At 38.8% G+C, this 22,769-nt stretch carries 23 protein-coding genes; 9 read left to right on the top strand and 14 right to left on the bottom strand.

The window, feature by feature from the left end; all coding sequences use genetic code 11:
• Positions 1-96: 96 nt before the first annotated feature.
• Complete coding sequence (aroE, locus tag PYV58_RS01915) at positions 97-885, top strand: shikimate dehydrogenase (protein ID WP_034616404.1); 789 nt, start codon at positions 97-99, stop codon at positions 883-885.
• Positions 886-963: 78 nt separating this feature from the next.
• Here aroE and PYV58_RS01910 read toward each other — a convergent pair whose 3' ends face one another.
• On the bottom strand, positions 964-3,369 hold the full coding sequence (locus PYV58_RS01910) for a hypothetical protein (protein WP_034616406.1): 2,406 nt from the start codon (positions 3,367-3,369) through the stop codon (positions 964-966).
• Positions 3,370-3,602: 233 nt separating this feature from the next.
• Here PYV58_RS01910 and PYV58_RS01905 point away from each other — a divergent pair, with 233 nt between their 5' ends.
• Positions 3,603-5,426, top strand: coding sequence for an acyl-CoA dehydrogenase C-terminal domain-containing protein (locus PYV58_RS01905; RefSeq protein WP_034616408.1), 1,824 nt, complete (start codon positions 3,603-3,605; stop codon positions 5,424-5,426).
• A 126-nt stretch (positions 5,427-5,552) separates the two neighbouring features.
• On the opposite strand, the gene PYV58_RS01900 is transcribed toward PYV58_RS01905, so the two are convergent.
• A complete protein-coding gene (locus PYV58_RS01900; RefSeq protein ID WP_034616411.1) occupies positions 5,553-6,473 on the bottom strand; it encodes an alpha/beta hydrolase in 921 nt (306 codons plus the stop codon).
• 106 nt (positions 6,474-6,579) lie between these two features.
• Here PYV58_RS01900 and PYV58_RS01895 point away from each other — a divergent pair, with 106 nt between their 5' ends.
• Positions 6,580-7,470 carry a LysR family transcriptional regulator gene (locus PYV58_RS01895; RefSeq protein WP_034616414.1) on the top strand — a complete coding sequence of 297 codons (891 nt, stop codon included), beginning with the start codon at positions 6,580-6,582 and terminating at the stop codon, positions 7,468-7,470.
• 74 nt (positions 7,471-7,544) lie between these two features.
• Here the strand turns inward: PYV58_RS01895 and PYV58_RS01890 are convergent, their stop codons facing one another.
• Positions 7,545-8,030 carry a hypothetical protein gene (locus PYV58_RS01890; RefSeq protein WP_034616417.1) on the bottom strand — a complete coding sequence of 162 codons (486 nt, stop codon included), beginning with the start codon at positions 8,028-8,030 and terminating at the stop codon, positions 7,545-7,547.
• A gap of 76 nt (positions 8,031-8,106) precedes the next feature.
• Entirely contained in the window at positions 8,107-9,261 is a 1,155-nt protein-coding gene (gene hemW, locus PYV58_RS01885; protein ID WP_034616421.1) for a radical SAM family heme chaperone HemW, read from the bottom strand.
• A 118-nt stretch (positions 9,262-9,379) separates the two neighbouring features.
• Here hemW and PYV58_RS01880 point away from each other — a divergent pair, with 118 nt between their 5' ends.
• Positions 9,380-9,841, top strand: a complete 462-nt coding sequence (locus PYV58_RS01880) for a DMT family transporter (protein ID WP_004725603.1) — start codon at positions 9,380-9,382, stop codon at positions 9,839-9,841.
• Positions 9,842-9,881: 40 nt separating this feature from the next.
• A complete protein-coding gene (locus PYV58_RS01875) occupies positions 9,882-11,237 on the top strand; it encodes an MATE family efflux transporter (protein WP_034616424.1) in 1,356 nt (451 codons plus the stop codon).
• Between the two features lie 83 nt (positions 11,238-11,320).
• Here PYV58_RS01875 and PYV58_RS01870 read toward each other — a convergent pair whose 3' ends face one another.
• On the bottom strand, positions 11,321-11,536 hold the full coding sequence (locus PYV58_RS01870; protein ID WP_034616427.1) for a DUF1737 domain-containing protein: 216 nt from the start codon (positions 11,534-11,536) through the stop codon (positions 11,321-11,323).
• A gap of 199 nt (positions 11,537-11,735) precedes the next feature.
• On the opposite strand from PYV58_RS01870, the gene PYV58_RS01865 reads away from it, so the two are divergent.
• Complete coding sequence (locus PYV58_RS01865; protein ID WP_004816806.1) at positions 11,736-13,034, top strand: AarF/ABC1/UbiB kinase family protein; 1,299 nt, start codon at positions 11,736-11,738, stop codon at positions 13,032-13,034.
• Between the two features lie 293 nt (positions 13,035-13,327).
• On the top strand, positions 13,328-13,576 hold the full coding sequence (locus tag PYV58_RS01860; protein WP_004816804.1) for a type B 50S ribosomal protein L31: 249 nt from the start codon (positions 13,328-13,330) through the stop codon (positions 13,574-13,576).
• 70 nt (positions 13,577-13,646) lie between these two features.
• On the opposite strand, the gene crcB is transcribed toward PYV58_RS01860, so the two are convergent.
• Together crcB and PYV58_RS01850 are read right to left on the bottom strand one after the other, a co-directional pair.
• Positions 13,647-14,027, bottom strand: a complete 381-nt coding sequence (crcB, locus tag PYV58_RS01855) for a fluoride efflux transporter CrcB (RefSeq protein WP_034616430.1) — start codon at positions 14,025-14,027, stop codon at positions 13,647-13,649.
• A 125-nt stretch (positions 14,028-14,152) separates the two neighbouring features.
• On the bottom strand, positions 14,153-15,001 hold the full coding sequence (locus PYV58_RS01850; RefSeq protein WP_034616433.1) for a DUF2071 domain-containing protein: 849 nt from the start codon (positions 14,999-15,001) through the stop codon (positions 14,153-14,155).
• Positions 15,002-15,146: 145 nt separating this feature from the next.
• Here PYV58_RS01850 and PYV58_RS01845 point away from each other — a divergent pair, with 145 nt between their 5' ends.
• Complete coding sequence (locus tag PYV58_RS01845; protein WP_004816798.1) at positions 15,147-15,479, top strand: HopJ type III effector protein; 333 nt, start codon at positions 15,147-15,149, stop codon at positions 15,477-15,479.
• Positions 15,480-15,526: 47 nt separating this feature from the next.
• On the opposite strand, the gene PYV58_RS01840 is transcribed toward PYV58_RS01845, so the two are convergent.
• From PYV58_RS01840 to PYV58_RS01830, 3 genes are all read right to left on the bottom strand, one after another.
• Positions 15,527-15,937, bottom strand: coding sequence for a GFA family protein (locus PYV58_RS01840; RefSeq protein WP_004816796.1), 411 nt, complete (start codon positions 15,935-15,937; stop codon positions 15,527-15,529).
• Positions 15,938-16,035: 98 nt separating this feature from the next.
• Positions 16,036-17,241: a TIGR03862 family flavoprotein gene (locus PYV58_RS01835; protein ID WP_034616435.1), complete on the bottom strand. Its 1,206-nt coding sequence runs from the start codon at positions 17,239-17,241 to the stop codon at positions 16,036-16,038.
• Positions 17,231-17,893, bottom strand: a complete 663-nt coding sequence (locus PYV58_RS01830; protein ID WP_171077798.1) for an SAM-dependent methyltransferase — start codon at positions 17,891-17,893, stop codon at positions 17,231-17,233. Before PYV58_RS01830 ends, PYV58_RS01835 begins: the two co-directional genes overlap by 11 nt.
• 75 nt (positions 17,894-17,968) lie before the next feature.
• Between PYV58_RS01830 and PYV58_RS01825 the strand changes: the two genes are divergently transcribed.
• Entirely contained in the window at positions 17,969-18,136 is a 168-nt protein-coding gene (locus PYV58_RS01825) for a DNA gyrase inhibitor YacG (protein ID WP_004816790.1), read from the top strand.
• 808 nt (positions 18,137-18,944) lie between these two features.
• Here PYV58_RS01825 and PYV58_RS01820 read toward each other — a convergent pair.
• From PYV58_RS01820 to murI, 4 genes are all read right to left on the bottom strand, one after another.
• Entirely contained in the window at positions 18,945-19,589 is a 645-nt protein-coding gene (locus PYV58_RS01820) for an MBL fold metallo-hydrolase (RefSeq protein WP_034616439.1), read from the bottom strand.
• 20 nt (positions 19,590-19,609) lie between these two features.
• Complete coding sequence (hemH, locus tag PYV58_RS01815) at positions 19,610-20,620, bottom strand: ferrochelatase (RefSeq protein WP_034616443.1); 1,011 nt, start codon at positions 20,618-20,620, stop codon at positions 19,610-19,612.
• 99 nt (positions 20,621-20,719) lie between these two features.
• Positions 20,720-21,736 carry a DUF4062 domain-containing protein gene (locus PYV58_RS01810; RefSeq protein ID WP_004816781.1) on the bottom strand — a complete coding sequence of 339 codons (1,017 nt, stop codon included), beginning with the start codon at positions 21,734-21,736 and terminating at the stop codon, positions 20,720-20,722.
• Positions 21,737-21,843: 107 nt separating this feature from the next.
• Positions 21,844-22,722: a glutamate racemase gene (gene murI, locus PYV58_RS01805; protein ID WP_034616447.1), complete on the bottom strand. Its 879-nt coding sequence runs from the start codon at positions 22,720-22,722 to the stop codon at positions 21,844-21,846.
• Positions 22,723-22,769: the final 47 nt, after the last annotated feature.

The raw sequence follows: 22,769 nt of genomic DNA, 5'->3' as shown, positions 1-22,769 counted from the left end.
AAGCTAAACCGCATATAGTTTGGTTGTATCATCCATTTTCACGTATATTGTCGACATTCTCTAAAAATCAACACAATCAATACTTGGACATTTGGCATGAGTAAACTATTCGCAGTCATTGGAAATCCGATTGAACACTCTCGTTCACCTGAACTACACCATGCCTTTGCAGAAAAGACTGGTATTGATCTCAACTATGTAAAACGTCTTGCCCCACTCGATGGCTTTACTGCAAGTGTAACTGAATTCTTTGCTCACAATGGCGTAGGTATGAATGTTACTGTGCCATTTAAAGAACAAGCTTTTGCCTTATGCCAACAACTGACAGAACGTGCAAAAATCGCCAAGGCGGTCAATACGCTTTGGATGGAAAACGGTGTATTGCATGGTGACAATACAGATGGACAAGGTTTAGTCGATGCGATTAAAGCATTAGACTGGACTTTAGAAAACACAGATATTTTGATTATTGGGGCAGGTGGTGCAACTCGCGGCGTGGTTTACCCTCTGGTAAAAGCGGGGGCTAAAAAAATTGTGATTGCCAACCGTACCCGTTCACGTGCAGAACAATTGGTGGCCGATTTACAAAGCGCTGTTCCTGAAGCAAAACTTTCCGCTTGTAGCCTAGATGAATTAGATGGGCAATTTGATCTTGTTATCAATGCGACTTCGGCAAGCTTAACGGGTGATGCACTGATTCTTCCTGAAACCTTAACCTTTCACCATGCTTATGAAATGGCCTATGGCAAACCTTCAAGTTTTATCGATCAAGCCAAAGCGCGCCAGATTCCAAGCTCAGAAGGCTTCGGTATGTTGGTTGGGCAAGCCATCGAAGCCTTTTATATTTGGAATGGGGTTCGTCCAAATTTAAAAGATTTTCTTTAATCATGGATGTATCTTTGTTTAAAAAATCCATAAAAAAAGAACCTCAATTGAGGTTCTTTTTAGCCAAACCAAAACCAATTACTTTAACTTGGCATCACTCAAGATCTGATAGGTTTGCTTAAATAAATCATAATCAATAAATTCAGTCGCGTCTTGATCCAAGCCAGCTACAACCTGATCGTTAAATTTATTGCGTTTAAATGCAGTATAAGACTTGGCTAAAATCTTCGCTGTTTTGATAAAATCAGCGCGTCGCCCTTTTTCAATCTCATTTTCTGCTTCAAACTTCTGCATATAATATTGCGCAAAAACGGCTTCAGTGGTTTTGTATTTCTTGACTAAATTCTGAATTTCTAAAACACTTTGCTTATCTTTCCAGACTTTAGCCACGATCTCATCAACAGCATTTCCAAGTCCATCATCATATTGGTGGTCATCTTCCAAATGATGCTTTTTCTGTAAAGCTTGGACCTGTTTTAAAGCCTGACCTTTCGGATTGTAAATCTCTTCATCAGAATAAGAATAAGCGTAGACTGCCGCAATTTCCTGTAAATCTTGAGCAGAATATTGTTTGATTACCTCAGGTTTTTCTGCAGTCAGTTTGGCAATAAATACGGCTTTATAGGTTTTTTCATATGAACCCGTTTGTGCATACACTTGTTCAGCCAACTGCGCTAAACGCTCATCTAAAGTTAAATATTTTTGTTCTGAACGACTGCCTGTATCACCTGAAACACCCGCAATACCGCCCACAGCTTGCTCCATAATGCTGCCTTTAAAGATGTCTTTAAATGGTTTGGCTTGCTGTAAAACACTCTGGTCGATCTTGCTGGCATTTCCATAATTAAGGAATTGCATATCCATCTTAACATTCAGTTTACGATTTAATTTATCAAAATCCACACCCAAATCATAATCTGCTTTTACCGCCCGTCCTTTGTTATCTAAAGACAGATCGACGATTAAAGGATTACGTTTATTTTTAGGCGGCAAACTGGCTTCAACTTCAGTATGATGTTGATTCCACAATTGTTTAAATTGTTGAGCATCAACCAACTGGTCTTTCGCATAGCCTGTAAAGGTTTTGACAAGCGTTGCATTACTTTGCTGCTGTAAAGCTTTACTGGCTGAAGATGCATCATCCTTTGCTTCAGCACTTAAAACATCAATTTCATAATGATACTGACAATATTCCACATCACCAAAACGTGGATGAGCTTTTGCTTTTGTTAAGTCTTCACATTGTTGTTCAGTTAAAATTTTCTGACGCTCTGCTGATGCGTCTTCAGACTCAGCTTCAACATTGTCATCTTCCTGCTCAGCAGCATCGGAAGCTTGGCTAGTGGCATAGTCTTCATCATCTTCAACTGCTTTTTTAGCCGCGTCTTGTGCATCTGCATAAACAGCGTCCACCTCTTCTTCAGACGCGTCATGAGATTGACGATTGACTGCACTATAAAGTTGATACATGGCGCTAGCGGCATCAGCCACTCCCGCATCATCAGTATTGATCCCCGCTGAGGCTTCTTCTACTGCTTTCATTGCAGCTTGTGCCGCTTCGTTAGCAGCATCACTTGATTGATTTTCTCCAGTAGTATCTAAGAGTTTTGCAATATTTGTAGGACTCAATCCAAGCACTGAATTCATGAAATATTGACGATTCACTGTAGAATACAATTGCCCTTGCAAAAACATTTCTTCAATGCTGGTAGTTAAGCGGATTTTTTCAACCACACCCGCTTGCTTCTCAGCTGAACTCACCGCAAGACTTTCAATTTGATTCGGAGAAGCGATCAAATAAGAGGTTGCGCCTGATTGTTTAAGGAACTCAACCAAGGCTTTTCCATTTACTTTGGCAATATCATCTTTGTATTTAGAAAAATCATAATAGGCATATTTATCCTGATCTTGTGAATTGGCCAAATAAGGCATTAAAGAAAAAATATGGGTATAGAATTTATAATTATTCAGATCCAACACTGTAGGAACACGCATTTCCACAGAGAGGTTGGGTTTTTTATACTGTGTCTCTAAGTTAAATGATGCCATTTTCTGACGATAATTTACCGTTCCATCATAACGAATCTGCAAATCATTCACGATATTTTGTACAACATCTGCGCCCATACCAGCAAAACGACTAAAATACTTTGAGTCCTGTTTAGCAATTGCTTGATAAAGGTCTTTTTTTTGCGCATCGGTTAACTTGATTTTTTGATCTTTCAGGTATTGATTGACCTTTTTTTCAATTGTAGGATCTAATTGCTTTGTATCAGCTGTGTTGGCTTTCTGAACGCTATCAAGTCGAACCTTGACTTGTCCACGGTAATCAAAATTTGGATATTCATATAAGGCATTAAAGCCTTGAATTGCACGTTGCGGAGCGTCTTGATCTGCATTTAAAGCATTGCTTTTAATCACATGTGTAGAACATGCTGATAAACTCAAACCCAATAAACACAATGTTAATTTTTTTAAATGCATGATAGATCTACCCACGTGAATATTATAATGACAATAAAAATAACAATGAAACAATAAAAAACAAAGTGTACAAGACTATCAAAAAATCAACAAATTCACATGTGCTTTTTCTACCAAATTCGCATTTCTGACAATTTTTTTAGAGAGTCTTATCAATGTAATTCCCATATGATTATGAATAATGAAGCTATAGATTGAAAATCCAAAACTATTTTTAAATTAGGATTAAACACATGCCAGCATATAAAGCGCCGCTCCGTGACATACGTTTTTTAATGAATGAAGTTTTTGACTATTCTGCACATTATAAAACACTATCAATTGGCGAAAATGCCGATGCTGATACTGTCGATATGATTTTAGAAGGTGCTGCAGATTTTTGTGAAAATGTACTTTCTCCACTGAATCAATCGGGTGACGAAGAAGGTTGTCATTTTAAAGATGGTGAAGTCACGACGCCAAAAGGTTTTAAAGAAGCTTATAACCAATTTATTCAAGGTGGCTGGCAAGGTCTGTCTTATCCTGAAGAGTTTGGTGGTCAAGGTTTGCCGATGTCATTAAACCTGATCAAATCTGAAATGATGGGGACTGCAAACTGGTCATTCACCATGTACCCAGGTTTGAGCATGGGATGTATGAATACCATCCTGCAATTTGGTACAGACGAACAAAAAAATACCTATATGCCACACCTGACTGCAGGTACATGGTCAGGAACAATGTGTCTGACTGAACCACAATGTGGTACAGACTTAGGTCAAGTAAAAACTAAAGCTGAACCTAATGCTGATGGTACTTATGCAATTACAGGGACAAAAATCTTCATCTCTGCCGGTGAACATGATTTAACTGAAAACATTATCCATATCGTTCTTGCGCGTCTTCCAGATGCACCTACAGGTACCAAAGGTATTTCATTGTTTATTGTGCCTAAATTCATCCCTACAGCTGAAGGTACAGTGGGTGAACGTAATCCTGTGACTTGTGGTTCTATTGAACACAAAATGGGTATTCGTGCATCTGCAACTGCGGTATTGAACTTTGATGGCGCAACAGGTTATTTGATTGGTGAAGTGAATAAAGGCTTACATGCAATGTTCACCTTCATGAACACAGCACGTATTGGTACTGCTGTACAAGGCCTTGCTCACGCGGAATTATCATTCCAAGGTGCTTTACCATACGCAAAAGACCGTATGTCTATGCGTGCCCTATCTGGTAAAAAAGATCCAGATAAAGTGGCTGATGCAATCATTCACCATGCCGATGTACGTCGTATGCTTTTGACTCAAAAAGCATTTGCAGAAGGCGGTCGTGCCATGATTTATCACGCAGCTCAGCTTGCAGATAAAATGACTGATGCAATGTTACAAGGTGATCAAGCAAAATTTGAAGAATATGATGATAAGCTTGGTTTCTATACCCCGATTCTCAAAGGTTTCTTGACAGAAATGGGACTTGAATCTGCGAATTTGGGTATGCAAGTGTTCGGTGGTCATGGCTATATCAAAGAGCATGGCATGGAACAAATTGCACGTGATGCGCGTATCGCGACTTTGTATGAAGGTACAACAGGTATTCAAGCACTTGATTTAATTGGTCGTAAAGTGCTGCTTTCATCTAAAGGTAAAGTGGTTCGTGAATACACCGCTGAAATCTTGAAATTCTGTGGTCAACATGCACGTAACAAATATATGCGTCGTTTTGCCTGGGATTTAACCAAGATCTGTGCGCAATGGAATGCTTTGACTGTTCGTATCATGCTTGCAGCTCGTAAAGACCGTGAAATCGTATCGTCTGCTTCTGTCGATTTCTTAATGTTCTCTGGTTATGCAATGATGGCTTACTACTGGGCGCAACAAGCAGCAGTCGCTTCTGAAAAATTAGCGTCTGGTAATGGTGCGGAAGTTCCTGAGTTCTATAAAGCAAAAATCAAACTTGCAGATTTCTACTTTGAACAATTATTACCACGTTCACAAGGTCATGCTGAGTCTATGGTGAATCCATCTCGTACCATGATGGCACTTGATGCAGAACATTTTAGTTTTGATTACTAAAATTTAAGATTTCTGAAAAAACAAAGAGCGCTACGGCGCTCTTTGTTTTTAAGATATAACAGTGCAAGCTGCACTACAGTGATATTCATTCACTTGTAGCAGAAGCCTATCTTTGAAAGCCTGAACTTAAAGATATTTTTGATAAAAGGGGATCAGTTTTGCTAATGCTTGGGCAACAGGTTCAGATTTGTCATATAAATCATAATGTGACCACCCTTCTAAAATCAGCAGTTGTTTGTTTTCAGAACGTGCTCGCCCATAGATTTCCAGACTGTCACGGTATGATCCAAAGCCACCGACTTTATCTCCTGCGACGATAAGCAATGGCTGTGTCAGTAATACTTCTGCTAGATGAAATGCATCCCATCCAATTGAAACAGCTGAATGAGAAAATAATGCTTTAGATTCACCGTTAGGATGTTGACCACGTTCTGTTTTGTAATACTCAGTTGCTTCGAGTACATCAATATCATTGATACCTGCGGCTTGTGCTTCTGACACCGTATTCGGTAATAAACCATCGACTCGTCGTACTTCGCCCCGCGCTTCAGCTGTGCGTTGTTTTGCAATAAGCTCTAATTTTTCCAATGGATTCCATTGACTAAACCCTTCACGTGATAGGCGTCCAAAATTCACCGCATCTACCGTACCCACGGCCTTAATCCGTTTTTCGGTCATTGCTGCATTTAATGCATAACCGCCACCACCGCAAATCCCTAACACACCAATTCTATTTTCATCGACATAATCAAGTGTGACCAAATAATCAGCCACTAAATGAAAATCCTCGACGCGTAAAGTTGGATTTTCAATAGAACGAGGTTCGCCCCCACTTTCTCCTTGAAAACTGGCATCAAAGGCAATGACGACAAAGCCAGCTTTTGCTAATGCTTTAGCATAGACATTTCCTGATGTTTGCTCTTTACAACTCCCAATCGGATGAGCGCTGATAATGCTTGGATATTTTTCAGTTTGATTAAAATTTTCAGGGAAATATAGATTTGCAGCAATTTCCCAATACGGTGCTTTGATTTTTACATTTGTCATTTTGAATCCAATTGATTTTTGTTGCGATAGATACATCTTAACAAAGCAACATTCACAGAATTAGCTGCTATAATCTGATTGCTATCATTAGTGATACTTATAAATAATGAAAACAAATTTAAATGATCTCTGTACATTTACCGCAGTGATTCAAAATAAAAATTTTACCAAAACTGCAGCTCAGCTTGGTGTGACACAATCTGCTATCAGCCAAAGTATTTGTCATTTAGAAGAGCAAATTGGACTCAAACTGTTTAATCGCACAACACGTAGTCTGACAGTTACTGATGCAGGTCAACGATTATTTGAGCTGGTGGGTAAAAATATAGAAGATATTACACTTGGTTTAGAACTATTAAGCTCTATGCATGATAAACCTGTAGGAAAGGTAAAAATCTCAGCAGATGATTATGTCATCAAATATCATCTGTGGAAAAAACTCAAAAATATCGTATTCGATTATCCAGATATTCAAATTGAGCTGATTTCAGAAAATAGACGTATTGATATCGCCAAGGAAGGTTATGATGCAGGAGTACGACTGGGTAATTTAGTCGAGAAAGACATGGTCGCGATTCCGATTAGCGAGCCTATCAAAATGTGCTTGGTTGCATCACCTGACTATATCGCCAAACATACAATGCCTCTATCGATCCATGATTTAAAAAAACATGCTTGTCTTCATGTACGAATACTGACAGATCATTCGCTTTTGTCTTGGACCTTTACTGAAAATGGACAGAACATTGCATTTAAAGGTGAAGGGCAATTGATCTTTACCAGCATTGAGCAAATTCTAGAAGCAAGCTTATGTGGTTATGGTATTGCGTACATTCCTCAAGATCTGGCAGGTCCTCAGATCAATCAGAGGCATTTAATTGAAATCATGCCTGAATACTCAATTACCCACCCAGCATTTTATTTATTTTATACCAGTAGAAAACTGGTTTCCCCCGCGTTTTTAATAATCAAGGATGCGCTAAAGCAAACATTATAAGGTTTAAACAATCATTTAAATAAACCCGTTACGATGTTGAACGAACAGGCAGGATCATATCCTACCCTATCTCTCTATTGAGTTTTAGATGTGGGTTGAGTAATGGTTTTAAGCAACTTAAATCGATTTTTTTCAAGCACATAAAAACGTGTAGTCACTTGATCCACTGCATAGTTTTGATCCATATGCTCTTCTTGTGTGACTAAGAGACGGCTGTTTGGACGTGTTGCAATCACATCTTCTGTACGTGCCTCACCACCAAAGCCATCCGCTAAAAGCTGACCCGTACGTTTATTGATAAAAGAATAGACTCTACATCCCCCACCACAACCCCACATGGTGGTGACATATTCACCGGCAAAATCTGGTTTTTGTGTTAATGCATCTCTCAGTCGAGTACGAAACATATTGGCGCTTGGGTCTGAAAGATCAAGTTTCGCAGTCTTGCCTGTATACACAGCTTTCACAGGATAGTCGCTAAATTGGGGTACAACGTTTTTTGCATATGCCAGTGAAATGCTTGCCACAGCAAATAACATACTGATTAGAAACTTATTCATTGTGATGACCTTAACTTTTAATAGATTATTGTTTTAAGTCAGATCATAACAAAAGCTAAATTGTTGTGCTGTAGATTTATAGAAACTCTTCCAGCACAGAATTTAAAAATACATGACCTTGCGCTGTACATGCCAACTGTGTGTCATCATTTAACATCAATTTACGCTGTTTTAATGAACCAATCACCTGATCTAAATCAGACAAATTCAATCCTGTACGTTCAGGATACATTTGCGCATGAACACCCTCATTTAAACGTAAAGCATTCATCATAAATTCAAAAGGCATGTCTTGTTTTTCAATACGTTTAAATTGCAAATGTTCAGCCGGCACTTTGGCTAAGTAGTCTTTAGGCAAACGGGTTTTTTGAAAACGGTATACGCCATCAGCTTGGGTGATTTTGCCATGTGCCCCTGCCCCAATCGCTAAATAATCGCCAAATTGCCAATAATTTAAATTATGTGATGACGGTTTTTCTTTCCGCCATGCAGACACTTCATAATTGATAAAGCCATTGGCCTTTAAATATTGCTCACCCTGTTCTTGGATGGTTTCCAGAACATCATCTACAGGCAAAATAGGCTGAGTGCGGAAAAAAACCGTATTCGGTTCAATGGTCAATTGATACCATGAAATATGGGTTGCCCCATTTTCAACTGCAAGTTTTAAGTCATACAAGGCTTGTTCTAAAGTCTGTTCTGGCAAACCATGCATCAAATCTACGTTGACGCGTTGAAAACCCGCTTGTTTGGCATGTTGAATGGCGGAAACAGCATCGTCATTGGAATGGATACGCCCCAGCTTTGTTAAATGATCAGGATTAAAACTTTGTACCCCAAGCGATAAACGATTAATTCCAACATCTAAATAGTCAGCAAATGGATCATGTTCAACCGTCCCAGGATTGGCTTCCAAAGTAATTTCACAATCCTGCTCAAATGGTACTAAAGCTTTTAACTGGGTAAAAAGCCACTGATAACCTTGTGCGGAAATCAATGACGGGGTTCCACCGCCAATAAACACACTATGAATTTTACGTCCCTGAGCAAAATCCACTTGGGTTTTAAAGTCTTCAACCAGTGCCAATAAATATTCTTGCTCTAAATCTAAAGACAGCTTCCCATCGGGTACAGCATGTGAGTTAAAGTCACAATACGGACACTTACGGACACACCACGGCATATGGATATAAAGCGACAAAGGTATATTTTGAGGTGTTAAATCAGTCAAAGAAAGCTCAGAACAAGTTTAGAGAATGATTATTTTAACATGACTTCTACCATCCGATTAGAACAAGTCATCAATTTGCTTTAGACTGAACATTAACAATAAAAGTAGATGAAGAAGAATGCTGAAATTATCGAGTCAATTATTGTTCCTTTTACCACTTACGATGGGTATTGGCATTGCCATGACCTTTCAAACCGCGATTAACACTCAATTGCGTGAATATCTACATTCTCCATTACAAGCTGCCCTTTTATCCTTTTTAGTTGGTACACTATTGCTCGCTATTTTAGTAATTGTACAAGCTGAACAAAGACCAACCCTTTCAAGTTTAGCAGTGATACCTTGGTATCTTTGGCTAGGTGGCTGCTTAGGTGTTTATGCAATCAGTATGAGCATTTATACTGCACCAAAACTGGGTTTTTTAACCCTGTCAGGCTTAATTATTTTTGGACAAATTGCAATGTCGATGATCGTTGACCAATTTGGACTACTGGGTACAGATAAAACGCCAGTAAACTGGCAACGTCTTTTAGGTGGCGTGGTGATTTTTATAGGTGTGCTTCTCACTCTACAACGCTAACCAATCTATTTTCTAAGCACATTTAAAACGAGTATTTACTGTGTCTGCATCGATAAAAGCCACAACTACCCGCTTTGAATTAAAGCAACTCTTTAACTTAATGCTCCCAATTTTAATCACTCAGTTTGCTGCCGCAGGCTTTGGATTGATTGATACCATTATGGCTGGGCATATGTCTCCCGAAGATCTTGCCGCAATTGCTGTTGGGGTAGGTTTATGGATTCCAGTCATGCTGCTGTTTAGTGGCATCATGATCGCAACCACACCTTTAGTGGCAGAAGCCAACGGTGCGCGTACCCCAGAAAACATCCCTTCGATTGTTCGCCAGTCTTTATGGGTTGCCTTATTGCTGGGTATTATTGGCATGCTGGTTTTACAGATCATTCCTTTATTGTTGCCTTTGGTTGGTGTGCCTGAATCTTTATTGCCTAAAGCCAGTTTATTTTTACATGCAATTGCTTTTGGTATGCCTGCTTTTACCATGTATTCAACATTACGCGGCTATTCAGAAGCTTTAGGCTACCCTCGCCCTGTCACAGTGATCAGCCTTGTTGCGCTTGTGGTGCAAATTCCGCTGAATTTTATTTTTATGTATGGGATTGGGCCGATTCCACACTTGGGAAGTGCTGGCTGTGGTTTTGCAACAGCTTTGTTGCAGTGGATCATGTTCATCACGATTAGCATTTATATTTTAAAAGCCAAACGCTACCAAGCTACACAACCCTTAAATATGTTTGAGAAAATAGACCGCGTACTGATTAAACGTATCCTCAAACTGGGATTACCGATTGGTTTGGCGATTTTCTTTGAGGTCAGTATTTTTAGTACAGGTGCAATTGTACTCAGTCCGCTTGGTGAAGTTACCGTTGCAGCACATCAAATTGCCTTATCCATCACATCACAATTGTTTATGATTCCGATGTCATTGGCTTTAGCACTGACGATTCGTACAGGGACTTATTATGGCGAAAAGAATTGGTATGCGATGCGTAAAGTCCAGAAAGTTGGATTAATGACCAGTACCTTATTTGCCTGCATCACCATGTTACTCCTGTTAATTCTACGCCCTCAAATTGTGTCCGTTTATACCAGTGACTATGATGTTTCCCAAGCAGCAATATATTTAATTTTATTTGCGATTGGCTACCAACTTATGGATGCATGGCAAGTCAGTGCTGCGGGTTGTTTACGTGGAATGCAAGATACCAAAGGTCCAATGTGGATTACCATGCTGGCCTACTGGATCATCGCTTTCCCTGTTGGAATTTATTTGGCTCGCCATACCGATATGGGCGCCGCTGGGGTATGGACAGGACTGATCATTGGACTGACCATCGCCTGTGCTTTATTATTAACGCGCCTGTATATGAACAATAAAAGGTTGAGTCAGGCTTAAATTAGAAACGCTTATATTGAATGCGTTTATCTAAAAATAATGCTGTTTAACTACAGCATTATTTTTTATAAGTGTACTTTATTTTACTCAGATTGAAGCTGATAGGCTTGCTGAAACTTTTCAGACATCTCAGATTCATTGCCAACCTCTTTTACGATGGCTTGCCCCACAATGACATCAGTTCCATTAAACGTCATCGTTGGAGAACCATATAACTCATAGCCGTCATTTAAAGCTTTACTGACCCGTGCACAGAAATTCACATCATCCTTACCAGTTAAATAACGATAAACTTTCATGATCCAACAACGATTAAAATATTGAAGAATATTTTAATCCAAAACTACTGAGAAGAAACCTAAAGCATGCTGGGTATTTCAAGATTAAAAATAGCCAAGTAGAAACAAACGCTTAACAAATTAGAGTAGGCAGTTTAACAATAGTCGCCTATGATCAAAATGAATTAAACGTCTAATCCCAATTAAAGGATGGTTACGAATGTCGAAAAGTACCAGTACCCCAGGTCGCCGCTTTATGAAACTTGCGAGTATGACTGCAAGTATCGCGACGAAAACGGTATCAAATTCAATTCGTAACTTTAATGCGGATGAAGAACAAAAAAATGAAGCCCGCAGTAAGCTGTTCCAAGATATTGGTGTTCAAATTGCAGATACCTTAGGAGAAATGAAAGGTGCTGTGATGAAAGTTGGTCAAATCGCCTCGCAATATAAAGATATCTTTCCACCTGAAGTCGCACGGGCAATTGCTAAATTGCAACGTCAAGCGCCTGCAATGCCATTTGCTGAAATTAAACAACAAGTAGAACGCGAGCTAGGCAAACCGATTGATCAAACCTTTCTGCATTTTGATGAACAACCTTTCGCAGCAGCATCTATTGGTCAAGTCCACAAAGCCATGTTAAAAAATGGCACTGAAGTTGTGGTCAAAGTACAATATCCTGGGGTAGATGAAGCATGTGAAAGTGACTTAAAACAGGTTCGTTTGGCATTACGCTTAATGGGTGTTTTAAAAGTAGATAAAAAATTACAAGATCGCTTATTTAAAGAGATTCAAGACAGCTTACATGAAGAACTCAATTACGAAATTGAGGCACAAAACTTACAAGTTTTTAGAACATTCCATCAAGCTTTGGACACAAAAATTATTATTCCCAAAGTGTTTACAGACTATTCGAGTCGTCGCATCTTAACCCTAAGCCTTGAAAAAGGTGAAAGTATTGAGACTGCAAGTACTTGGGATTTATCTGTGCGCAATGAAATTGGTCGACGCTTAATCTTAGCATTGGGTCAACAGATTTTCTTCTTAAAACGTTTCCATTGTGACCCTCATCCTGGCAACTTTGCTTTCCGTGAAGATGGCAGTGTGATCATTTACGATTTTGGTGGTGTAAAAACCTTATCCAATGAAATCATTACTCATTTTAAAGCCTTGGTCAGAGCTGCACGAAAACAAGATATTGTGACGATTGAAGAGCATTTAACGGTTTTAGATGCGTTAGCTGAAAAAGGTAAGTTTCCCGTAGAATTGTATGAGGCATGGCTTGAAATTTTATTACGACCGCTGACTACACATTATGATTTTGCTGAAAATTCAGCACATCATGATGGCATCAAACTGGTGAAAAAATCATTGAAGTATTGGGATGTATTTAAACCATCGCCAGATACTTTAATGGTAAATCGTACGATTTCAGGACAATACTGGAATCTGATTCAACTTAAAGTCCATGATAATTTAAAAGATCTCTTTGAAGAGCTGGTGCCTTTACAAGACTAAGTTTTCTTGATGTTTTTTATTGAAGTCGATTGCATCCAGTTCTTTTAAAAGTAACATGATCAATGCATTCACTTTAAAAATTTCGTTATACGCTTCATCTAATTTTAAGGATAGAGCTTTACATTAAACTTATATTTGAAGTCTAAGCCAGATCCTCCTGCTCAGGCTTCTTTTTTTATCTCACTTTTTTCAAATCCGCTAGACAACACAAATACCCATCAAATGAAGTACTTTACAAACTAAATGTAATATTATAACATTACACCATGTTTAAATAATTAGAGGTTAAAACCATGCGCCAAGGTATCCACCCAGAATATCGTCAAGTGTTATTTCATGACACCAATGCCAATGCATACTTTGTTATTGGTAGCACGATCAAGACAACAAATACCAAAGAATATGAAGGCACACAATATCCTTATGTCACCCTCGATATATCCAGTGCTTCACATCCTTTCTATACAGGTGAAATTCGTCAGGCAAGCAATGAGGGTCGTATTGCCAACTTCAATAAACGCTTTGCCCGTTTTAAACGTTAATTGAACTATATGTTGTGTCTAAGCCTAAGCTTCCCTCAGCTTAGGCTTTTTCATTTTTGAATATTGCGAATTATTTTGTGGATAAAAGCATTTGAAAAATATAAAAGCCTATCGCTAAACAGATCACACCAACAATCACACTAGAAACGGTATAAGCCAAAGCGATTGGAAACTGTCCCTGCCGAATCAACTGGAATGTTTCCAGACCAAAACTGGAAAAAGTTGTAAAACCACCGAGGATTCCAACCATTAAAAATAATCGAGTTTCATTCTGTAAAATAGGATAGCGTTGGGTAAAAGCAAAAAAAATCCCAGCCAAGAAACAGCCCAAGATATTGATCGACCATGTTGTCCAAGGGAATAGGCTATGTGGTTTAGAAATAATAAATCCTGCACCATAACGTAAGCTTGCACCAATTGCCCCACCGCATGCGACCAATAGCCAATTCATGTTTAGACATCCTTCAAACTTTTAAAAAAACGTATTTACCCACCATCCGATTTTTTACAGCTCAGCTTGTTTATAAGCAACTTGTGTATAAGCGGATAGTTATCCACAGATTAACATGGAGAAGCTTAACGATCTAATTTAAGTGGCAACTCATTTCTGACATAAAAGTCCAAAGTTGGCACAACAAAGGCAAATACATCTTGTTCACGAACACCCCATTGTTTTAGCAAGGGGCAAGCAATATTAAGCACTTGCGCAGGCAGAACCTGACTAAAATCAAAAGGCATTTCAATATCCCCTTGTGATAGTTTTTCAGGTTGATCGACCCATTCTACCCATGCATGGTCTTGTTCAGCCAGATATTGAATGGCCTCATCCCATGAAGAGAATAAATTTTGCCACGCCTCAGGTAAGCGCGGATCTGTATTGATTTGAACCGTGCTGGATAATTGATAAACTGGATCAAGTTCAAGCTCTGTTTGAATCAGCTGTTCAGAGACTTGATGAACAAATTTCTTTGCATATTGTGCTGGCATCGCATCACTTGCCAAACGCCCACTCAAAACATAAAGCTGCTGGTCAATCACAACTTGCTCGAAAATCACCGTTTTATCCTGTTGTGTAGGGGCAATATAAAAACGCCAATTGCTTTGTTTCGGTGATGGCATCAATTTGCGTAATGGACCTAAAAAAGAAAAACCAAAATGTTCATGCTGATATGTCAGTATGGTAAAAATCGTTTTCCCTTGCTTTTCCCATAACTGAATAGGCTGTGGATAGCGTGAACGAACTTGATCTATATCCACCAACCATGACAAATACACAATATTCTTGACCTGACTTTGTAGCTGTAGAAAAGGAATAAAACCCATCAAGATACGGCGTAGTTTTAATAATAATGGGCGTTCAGCAAAAAGACCGATCAGGCTCAAAATAAAGTTTGAATCTTTATTTTTAATATTATGACGATTCATACCGACCTATTTTTATGAATTTCGATGCTGTTATTTTAGCAAATATGGTTAAAGAATGGCCCATCTCAAAATATTAAATAGCATTACTGAATTATTTAACCATAGGCTATGATATTGGCACGATTTAACACGGAATTTTCACATCATGGCTCAAGAATTATTGAAACAACTTCAAGCAGGCGATGCAAAATTTGCAGATGTCATCAGTCATATCGAAGCTCGTTATACCCACACCCCGACTGCATTTCAAAATGGTCAACAGCATAATGCTGCCACAGAGAACCAAGGCAGTGCCAAAGTTTTTTCTTTTGCGCAATTAAATGATTTAGATCAACAACAAACACTGAATCTATTTGCAGAGCATTATGCTGCTGTTTTGGCAACGCCTGATGCAACAGACCATCAGAACATTCGCCAGTTTATGCAAAATGGCTGGAATGGCATCAAATTTGAAGGCGATGCTTTAACAGCAAAATAACAACAATACAATTAAGTTAGGGATCTATTCGATCCCTTTCTACACGATTATGGACGCTCATCATATTGAGGTAAACCGTCACAAATCGTATCCCACTCTGCTTTATAAGCAGTAAAAATATGCATTGTCGGCTTCTGTTCTAAAGCTGTATCTAAAGTTCCAATTCTTAAACGATAGGTATCTGGTGTCTCTGCTTTAATACTGATGATCGGTGAGCCACATTCTTGGCAGAAACAACGTGTTGTTGTTGCTGTCGATGCAAATTTTTTCAGTAGTTCCTCACCTTTGGTGATTTTAAAATCTGCTTTTTGAATTGGCGCATTGGTCGCAAATGCTGTGCCATTGGCTTTACGACAACGTTGGCAATGACACTCGATCACCGCTCCAATTTCACCATGAATCTCATAGTGAATACCGTCACACAAACAACTTCCTGTATATATTTTTTCAGCAGACATTGAGAAAATCTCCCTATTTCAAAAGCTATTGGCAATAGCATCAAACTAGCATAAAAGTCGCGTTTTTAATCAAAACACCATCATTTTTTTGCCTAATCTCATCTACTGAGATATTGATGTACACCCTCACCTGCAGCACGCCCTGTCGCAAAACATGCCGTCAACAAATATCCTCCTGTCGGGGCATCCCAGTCCAGCATTTCACCACAGCAAAATACAGAGGGATTGGATTTTAGTTGTAAATGCTGTGTTAATACGGCTTGCTTTACACCACCAGCACAGCTGATCGCTTCTTCAATCGGACGAAACCCCTCAAGCTCAATTTTTAAATGCTTAATCTGTTGTGCGAGTTTTTCAGGAATGTTCCATACTGATTTATCCACCAATTCACGAATCAGATTGGCTTTGGCAGCATCTAAACCTGCTTTGCGCCAGATATTGGTACTGGATTGCTTTTTAGACGCCTGTAATTTCTGAGTAAGCTGTTGAACAGTTTGATCAGGTAACAAGTCCAGATAAATCGACATCGGTTGATTGTGCTGTACCAACTGACGTAATAATCGCCCCTGTTTATAGATGAGACCGCTTTCTAGTCCATAATGGGTAATCACAATATCACCTTGTGTCTTTGCAGAATTTTCCACCCAAGCATCTACACGTTTAAGAGGCTGACCAAAGACAGGTTGCATATAATTCGACCATGCCCGAACCACACCGGCATTGCTCGCTTGAAACGCTTCAATTTCAGAAGCAGACAACCACTTTTGCCATGCGCCATCACTGCCTAAACGTGACCATGACACAGCACCACAAGCCAGAATAATCGCATCAAAATCCAATTGCTGTGTTGCATTGTTTCTTAGATCAAGAATTTCGAGTTGTTGCTGCTTTAAATCTATTATTTGATGACGATAATGAAATTGAACGTGCTGCGCTGCCAACTGCTTTAACCAAGCACGTAACAAAGGCGCGGCCTTCATTTCTACAGGAAAAACTCGCCCTGAACTGCCCACATAGGATTCAATCCCTAAACCATGCATCCAACTTTGAATCCATGTCGCATCCCACTTTTCAACCCAAGGTCTTAACCATTCCACATGATCATAACGTTGAATAAATTGTTCAAATGCTTCTGCATGGGAAATATTCAGCCCCGTCTTTCCAGCCATCAAAAATTTACGTGCAGCAGAAGGTTTCTGTTCAAAAACATGAACGTCATAATCAGTTGTAGACTGACTTAAAACATCTGCAGCCATTAAACCTGCTGGCCCTGCCCCGATGATGGCAATTTTCTTAATTGGCATCAGACAGCTCTGATAAGTTTTCAACGCTTTGACCCTGACGTGGTCCAACCTCATCAAAACGGGTTTGATAGTGTTCAGGTTTAGCAATAATCAATTGCTGACACAATTCACCACGTTCTAAATATTTAATTTCAAAATGCGTACGTGCTGAATCTGATGCAATCGTTTGTTTTTCATAAGGCAGCCTCCAAACATCTTTTAGTTGCTGTTCTGCTTCAGCAATATATTCAGGAATATTACTGGCTAACGTGATACTGCCATTTGGAGATAATCTGGAAAGCAAAAATTCAAAAAAAGGCATATTTAACCAGCGCTGCGCAGGATTATGCGGTTCTGGATTTGGATAGAGAATAAAAAACTGTTGTACCTGATTGGGATAAAGTGCATGCACCACCCACGGTAATGCATCAGCATGAATAGGGGTTAAATTTGTTTGACCTTCCAACTGATGCTGTTTTTGCATGGCAATAAATTTTTCACGGGTTCTTTCTATCGCAATCAATTTCAGTTCAGGGTGCTGTTCAGAAAAGAGCAAGGCATGTTTGCCCTTTCCTGCCCCAATTTCCACACAAATTGGGTTATTTTCAATACATTGAAAATCACGAGGAGCATGCATACGCTGTGCTTGAAATTGACGAATCGACATAATCAGATCAAACTAACAAGAAATCGTTCACAAGTTTAACAACTCTTTACGGTTTTTGCTTTTTTAAATGAGGATTTCCAAATGTCTAAAACTTTTCCTTGCCCTCGCTGCGGTGAACCATCTACATGGGAAGGTAATGAATTTCGTCCATTTTGCTCTGAGCGTTGTAAATTGATCGATTTAGGTGCATGGGCCAATGGAGATTATACCTTACCTACAGAAGATGCACCGCAAGCTGAGGATTCCTAAACTTTCCTAGATTTTTATCATTTTACTGGCTGATCTTGAACTTACTCAATTATCACAATACACTAAATAAACTTTATATTAAAACTTCACAGTAAGCATTCATTTTTCATAAGACTTTGGATCTGATACCACAGGTTTATTTCATACTTTAAACATAATAAAAGTTTGATTAGTTTTCAGCCATGATAAAACAAGGAGCATTTAAATGTTTATAGGTTTAAAAATATTTATCACTATTTTATTGATTTTATGTGCATTTTTTACTTTTATTGGAGTATATGCACTCGATTTTTCTTTTATCGCAATTGGAATTCTATTTGCAATAGTCATCTTATTAATCAAATTGGAAATGGTAAAGTAGCGGTGATTTAAATCAATTTAACACTATTATTAAACTATTTTATAGATCTCTTTCATAAATCAAAAAATGATCATGTTGAGCGAATCATATGGGTATTGAAAGTTCCTTCTCCCTTTGGGAGAAGGCTAGGATGAGGGGGATTTTATGTTGATTTATAGTTTAAAAAAGGACTTATGAAAGAAGTCTAATTTTAATTTTCTCATTCTCCACGCATATTATTTCAATGATGAGATGAATGACTTTTGCAGGAGTTATTTAAAGATGAGCATAAACAGCATTGTTTTATGAACTGTTTTCACTCAGATCATTCACGTTACTATTACAGATTCTTACTAAATGTTGAATCATTAATAAAATATACATTTAAAACAGAAATGGTGAGTAAAACATTGATTACTTCACCATTTTTCATTTCTTATTTTTACTATAAAGCCAGACAGCGAATACTTAACCCGCTTTACTTGCTACAAAAGGATTGTGTTGCTTTTCAAAACCAATGGTACTCATTGGACCATGCCCTGAAATAAATTGAGTTTCATCAGGTAGGGTAAAACATTCACGCTGAATTGAATCTAAGAGCTGTTGATGGTTGCCTTTTGGAAAGTCAGTACGGCCAATTGAACCTTTAAACAGCACATCTCCTGTCCAAAGCACACCATATTTGGCATTGTAAAAAATGACGTGACCTGGTGTATGTCCTGGTGCAAAACGTACTTCAAACTCTTCATCCCCTAAGTTTAACTTTTCGCCACCCTCTAACCATTGATTGACATGAACAGGCTCAGGAATTGGAAATCCATAACGGGCAGATACGTCTTGAATCATTTCTAACCAAAACAGGTCTTCTTTATGCGGACCAATCACAGGCACATTCCATTCTTTGACCAATGCACCTACCGCACCAGCATGATCCAAATGACCGTGTGTTAACCACAATGCTTTGACTGTCAGTCCTAATGCTTCAACTTCTTGTTTTAATTTCTCAGGCTCACCACCAGCATCAATCAATACCGCTTCTTTGGTTTCCGAATCCCAAACAATAGAACAATTTTGGGCGAATGCAGTAACGGGTACAATCTTGACTTGTAACATGATAATTTTCCTAAAAAACCCTATACCTGTAAATGAAACTTGAGTGTATTCAATTGAGTCTGTAAAAGTTGCTCAAATAAGTCAATATGATCCGCACGGCTATTTAATGCAGGAATGTAAGCATAGTGTTGACCACCTGCTTTTAAAAACAATTCAGCATTTTGAATCGCCAGCTCTTCCAAGGTTTCTAAACAATCTGCCGAAAATGCAGGGCTCAGCACTTGAACAGATTCAACACCTTGCGCTGCCCACTCTTGCAATAGTTGATCGGTATACGGTTTTACCCATTCTTGTTTTCCAAAACGGGATTGGAAACTGATCGCCCATTGGTCGTCTTTTAAATCTAATGCCTGTGCTACCTTAAGTGCAGTGATACGACAACGCTCTGCATAAGGATCGCCTTTATCTGCATAAGGCTGTGGGATCCCATGAAAAGACATCAACAGTTTAGCGGCTTGTCCATATTGCTGCTGATAGTCACGCACACTGTTGGCTAAGGCCTGAATATAAAGTGGGTGTTGATAATAATCTCGAATAAAACTTAAACCCGGAATATTGCGTTGCTTTAACAACCATTGTGCAACGGCATCATATAAAGGGGCAGTTGATGTTGCCGAATACTGTGGAAATAACGGAAAAAGAATAATATGGTCATACTGCTTGTTTTTCGCATCATTCAATACAGCATCGATACCCGGTCGCCCATAGGTCATTGCTGGCACAATCTCTAAATCTAAATCAGCATTGGTACTTATTAATTTTTTTTGTAGTGATTCAACTTGTTCAAATAGAATTTCACGCATCGGTGAATCATTTGACCAGACTTGTGCATAAGCTTCGGCAACACGCTTTGGTCGAAAAGGCAGAACAAATGCATTTAAAATAATTGCCCATAAAATTTTGGGAATTTCGATGACGCGCTGATCTGATAAAAACTGCTTTAAAAAAGCCCGAACAGCTGGAGCTGTAGGCGCATCTGGTGTCCCTAAATTAGCAATAATAATCAGGACTTTAGGTTTAGATAAAGACATTTTCACCCGATTTACAGAATAGTTTATCTCGAATGATCAGCTTAACAGAGTCTTTATCTAAACAAAATTTTTTATCTTAACTCACTCAATTTATTTAACTTAAAAAATTGAAGAGCGACTGCTAATACGTTGTGAATTTTCAAGCAGTTTCACGCATTTATCCGTCATCTGCCAGAGCATACGCTGACGATCATCACGCCCCACAGGGATGATCCATTCATTTTGACGGACTTGTTGCTTAATCGTATGCAAGGAACGCACATTAATCTGCGCTCTAGACACAGCATGAGCGCGTGGCATCACCACTTGCGCATCGGTTAAACCCGTATTATTCAAATATTCATTTAAGACTTTAGAGAAAAAATCCTCAGACGTCGGTTGTCTAAATTCAACTGATAAGATTTTCAATAACTCTGCCCATGTCATCTCACGCGCTGGCGATAACTCTTTAAAATTACCATCTTGATAGGCATGCATTCGATAATCAAAATTAAACACTTCATGTAATGAAACTTTGGGTAAAGTTAAAAATGGATCTGCTTCTTTTTTTCCTTGCTCTACGGAAACATGTGCCAACTTTGCTTTTAAACGATCAATCTCATCTTGTAAGACTTGAATATTCTGAGGTCTGACCCATCCTACGACAGGATAACGCTCTAGCATTTGTGGCATATATGAACGTACCGCAAGTTCTAAATCTCGTAAAGTTCGATAAGTAACGACTTGCTCAACTTCTTTTTGTAGTTGATGTCTAAATTCATTAAACTTTTCTTTTAGCAGCGTACTTTCTTCTTTTAAATGCGGTTCACGAAATTCAGGACTCTCATGCATAAATACAATAATTGGTTTCTGTTTGGTCACCGCATAAATATATTCAAGATGTAGATAACTCACCCCTGAAACAGATTGTTCACCGTACTGACTCCCCAACAACAATAAAACGTAATCACAGTCATCTATCTGACGACGTGCAAATGCGGTACTTAATGGTGTCCGTTGCTCTAATCCCCAAGAAAAAAAACCCATCCCTATAAGGGTTTGTGACACGACCATCCGTTCTGGCTGCATTTCTTTGCCAGATGTTGTAATAAAAACTTGATACCGTTTATCGAGCATAGGTTAACCCATTCTTGTCACACCCTACTTAAATCCATCCATGAGCTTTAAGTTGGATATGCCCTACACTTATGAAAATATATTAAATCTGTTCAATATTGAAAGAATTAGCCGAGTTTTTCAACAATATTTTCTACAGACCATGTAATTTTTGGTTGTATGAGATGTTTGATGACATTTTCTAATTGTTTTGCATTTTCCCCACTCACAAAACATTGTAAACGCACCCCTTTTTCTTGCAAGCTACTTGATATTAACTCATTTTTTAACAATATACGCGCCGTTTGTCGTGCAACCGCTAATCCAGAATCAATTAAGTTAAGCTGAGGGCCGTATAATTCTTGAATACTTTGTTTTAAGTAAGGGTAATGGGTGCAGCCCAACACCAAATAATCTGAGCCTTTGGCAATGACTGGATCTAAAACCTTTTGCAGGCTGTGTTTACATTCCAAACTGTTATAACGTCCAGATTCAATCAAGGGAACCAGTTCAAGATTGGTAATCGTTAGTACTTCAACATTGGCAGGTTCTGCAAAACGCTGCATCACATCTTTGATCAATTTTCCACGGAAAGTGGCAGGTGTAGCCAAAACGGAAACCACTTTAGACTGGGTTTGTAGCACTGCCGGTTTTAAAGCAGGCACCAGCCCAACAATAGGAAAATTTTCACCATAATGATCACGTAAATAATCCAGACTAAATGCTGAAGCGGTATTACATGCCACAACTGCGATTTTACAACCTTGGCGATATAACCATTCAATTGCTTGTGCAGTTAATTCACGAATATTTTGATCCGTCCGTGGGCCATAAGGGACATGTGCAGTATCGGCATAATAAACAATACGTTCATTTGGTAAATAATTGGCAATTTCCTGTGCAATAGAAAGCCCACCGATACCTGAATCAAAAATACCAATCGGGGCATCTGCCAAGGCTTTTGGCATTGGATTTTCTAGAGGAGAGAGAGGAAGAATCGCGCTCATTTGATCCACTATTGGCATACGGTAAAAATAATTAACAAGATTAAACC

This window comes from Acinetobacter sp. TAC-1, from assembly GCF_029025845.1.
Lineage (GTDB): Bacteria > Pseudomonadota > Gammaproteobacteria > Pseudomonadales > Moraxellaceae > Acinetobacter > Acinetobacter guillouiae.
Note: the sequence above shows the minus strand (reverse complement) of the source record. Positions and strands in the feature narration are given on the sequence as shown.

Coding starts and splice junctions, on each gene's coding strand:
- aroE (WP_034616404.1), top strand. CDS start 97: ATGAGTAAACTATTCGCAGTCATTGGAAATCCGATTGAACACTCTCGT.
- PYV58_RS01910 (WP_034616406.1), bottom strand. CDS start 3,369: ATGCATTTAAAAAAATTAACATTGTGTTTATTGGGTTTGAGTTTATCA.
- PYV58_RS01905 (WP_034616408.1), top strand. CDS start 3,603: ATGCCAGCATATAAAGCGCCGCTCCGTGACATACGTTTTTTAATGAAT.
- PYV58_RS01900 (WP_034616411.1), bottom strand. CDS start 6,473: ATGACAAATGTAAAAATCAAAGCACCGTATTGGGAAATTGCTGCAAAT.
- PYV58_RS01895 (WP_034616414.1), top strand. CDS start 6,580: ATGAAAACAAATTTAAATGATCTCTGTACATTTACCGCAGTGATTCAA.
- PYV58_RS01890 (WP_034616417.1), bottom strand. CDS start 8,030: ATGAATAAGTTTCTAATCAGTATGTTATTTGCTGTGGCAAGCATTTCA.
- PYV58_RS01880 (WP_004725603.1), top strand. CDS start 9,380: ATGCTGAAATTATCGAGTCAATTATTGTTCCTTTTACCACTTACGATG.
- PYV58_RS01870 (WP_034616427.1), bottom strand. CDS start 11,536: ATGAAAGTTTATCGTTATTTAACTGGTAAGGATGATGTGAATTTCTGT.
- PYV58_RS01865 (WP_004816806.1), top strand. CDS start 11,736: ATGTCGAAAAGTACCAGTACCCCAGGTCGCCGCTTTATGAAACTTGCG.
- PYV58_RS01860 (WP_004816804.1), top strand. CDS start 13,328: ATGCGCCAAGGTATCCACCCAGAATATCGTCAAGTGTTATTTCATGAC.
- crcB (WP_034616430.1), bottom strand. CDS start 14,027: ATGAATTGGCTATTGGTCGCATGCGGTGGGGCAATTGGTGCAAGCTTA.
- PYV58_RS01850 (WP_034616433.1), bottom strand. CDS start 15,001: ATGAATCGTCATAATATTAAAAATAAAGATTCAAACTTTATTTTGAGC.
- PYV58_RS01845 (WP_004816798.1), top strand. CDS start 15,147: ATGGCTCAAGAATTATTGAAACAACTTCAAGCAGGCGATGCAAAATTT.
- PYV58_RS01840 (WP_004816796.1), bottom strand. CDS start 15,937: ATGTCTGCTGAAAAAATATATACAGGAAGTTGTTTGTGTGACGGTATT.
- PYV58_RS01835 (WP_034616435.1), bottom strand. CDS start 17,241: ATGCCAATTAAGAAAATTGCCATCATCGGGGCAGGGCCAGCAGGTTTA.
- PYV58_RS01825 (WP_004816790.1), top strand. CDS start 17,969: ATGTCTAAAACTTTTCCTTGCCCTCGCTGCGGTGAACCATCTACATGG.
- PYV58_RS01820 (WP_034616439.1), bottom strand. CDS start 19,589: ATGTTACAAGTCAAGATTGTACCCGTTACTGCATTCGCCCAAAATTGT.
- hemH (WP_034616443.1), bottom strand. CDS start 20,620: ATGTCTTTATCTAAACCTAAAGTCCTGATTATTATTGCTAATTTAGGG.
- PYV58_RS01810 (WP_004816781.1), bottom strand. CDS start 21,736: ATGCTCGATAAACGGTATCAAGTTTTTATTACAACATCTGGCAAAGAA.
- murI (WP_034616447.1), bottom strand. CDS start 22,722: ATGAGCGCGATTCTTCCTCTCTCTCCTCTAGAAAATCCAATGCCAAAA.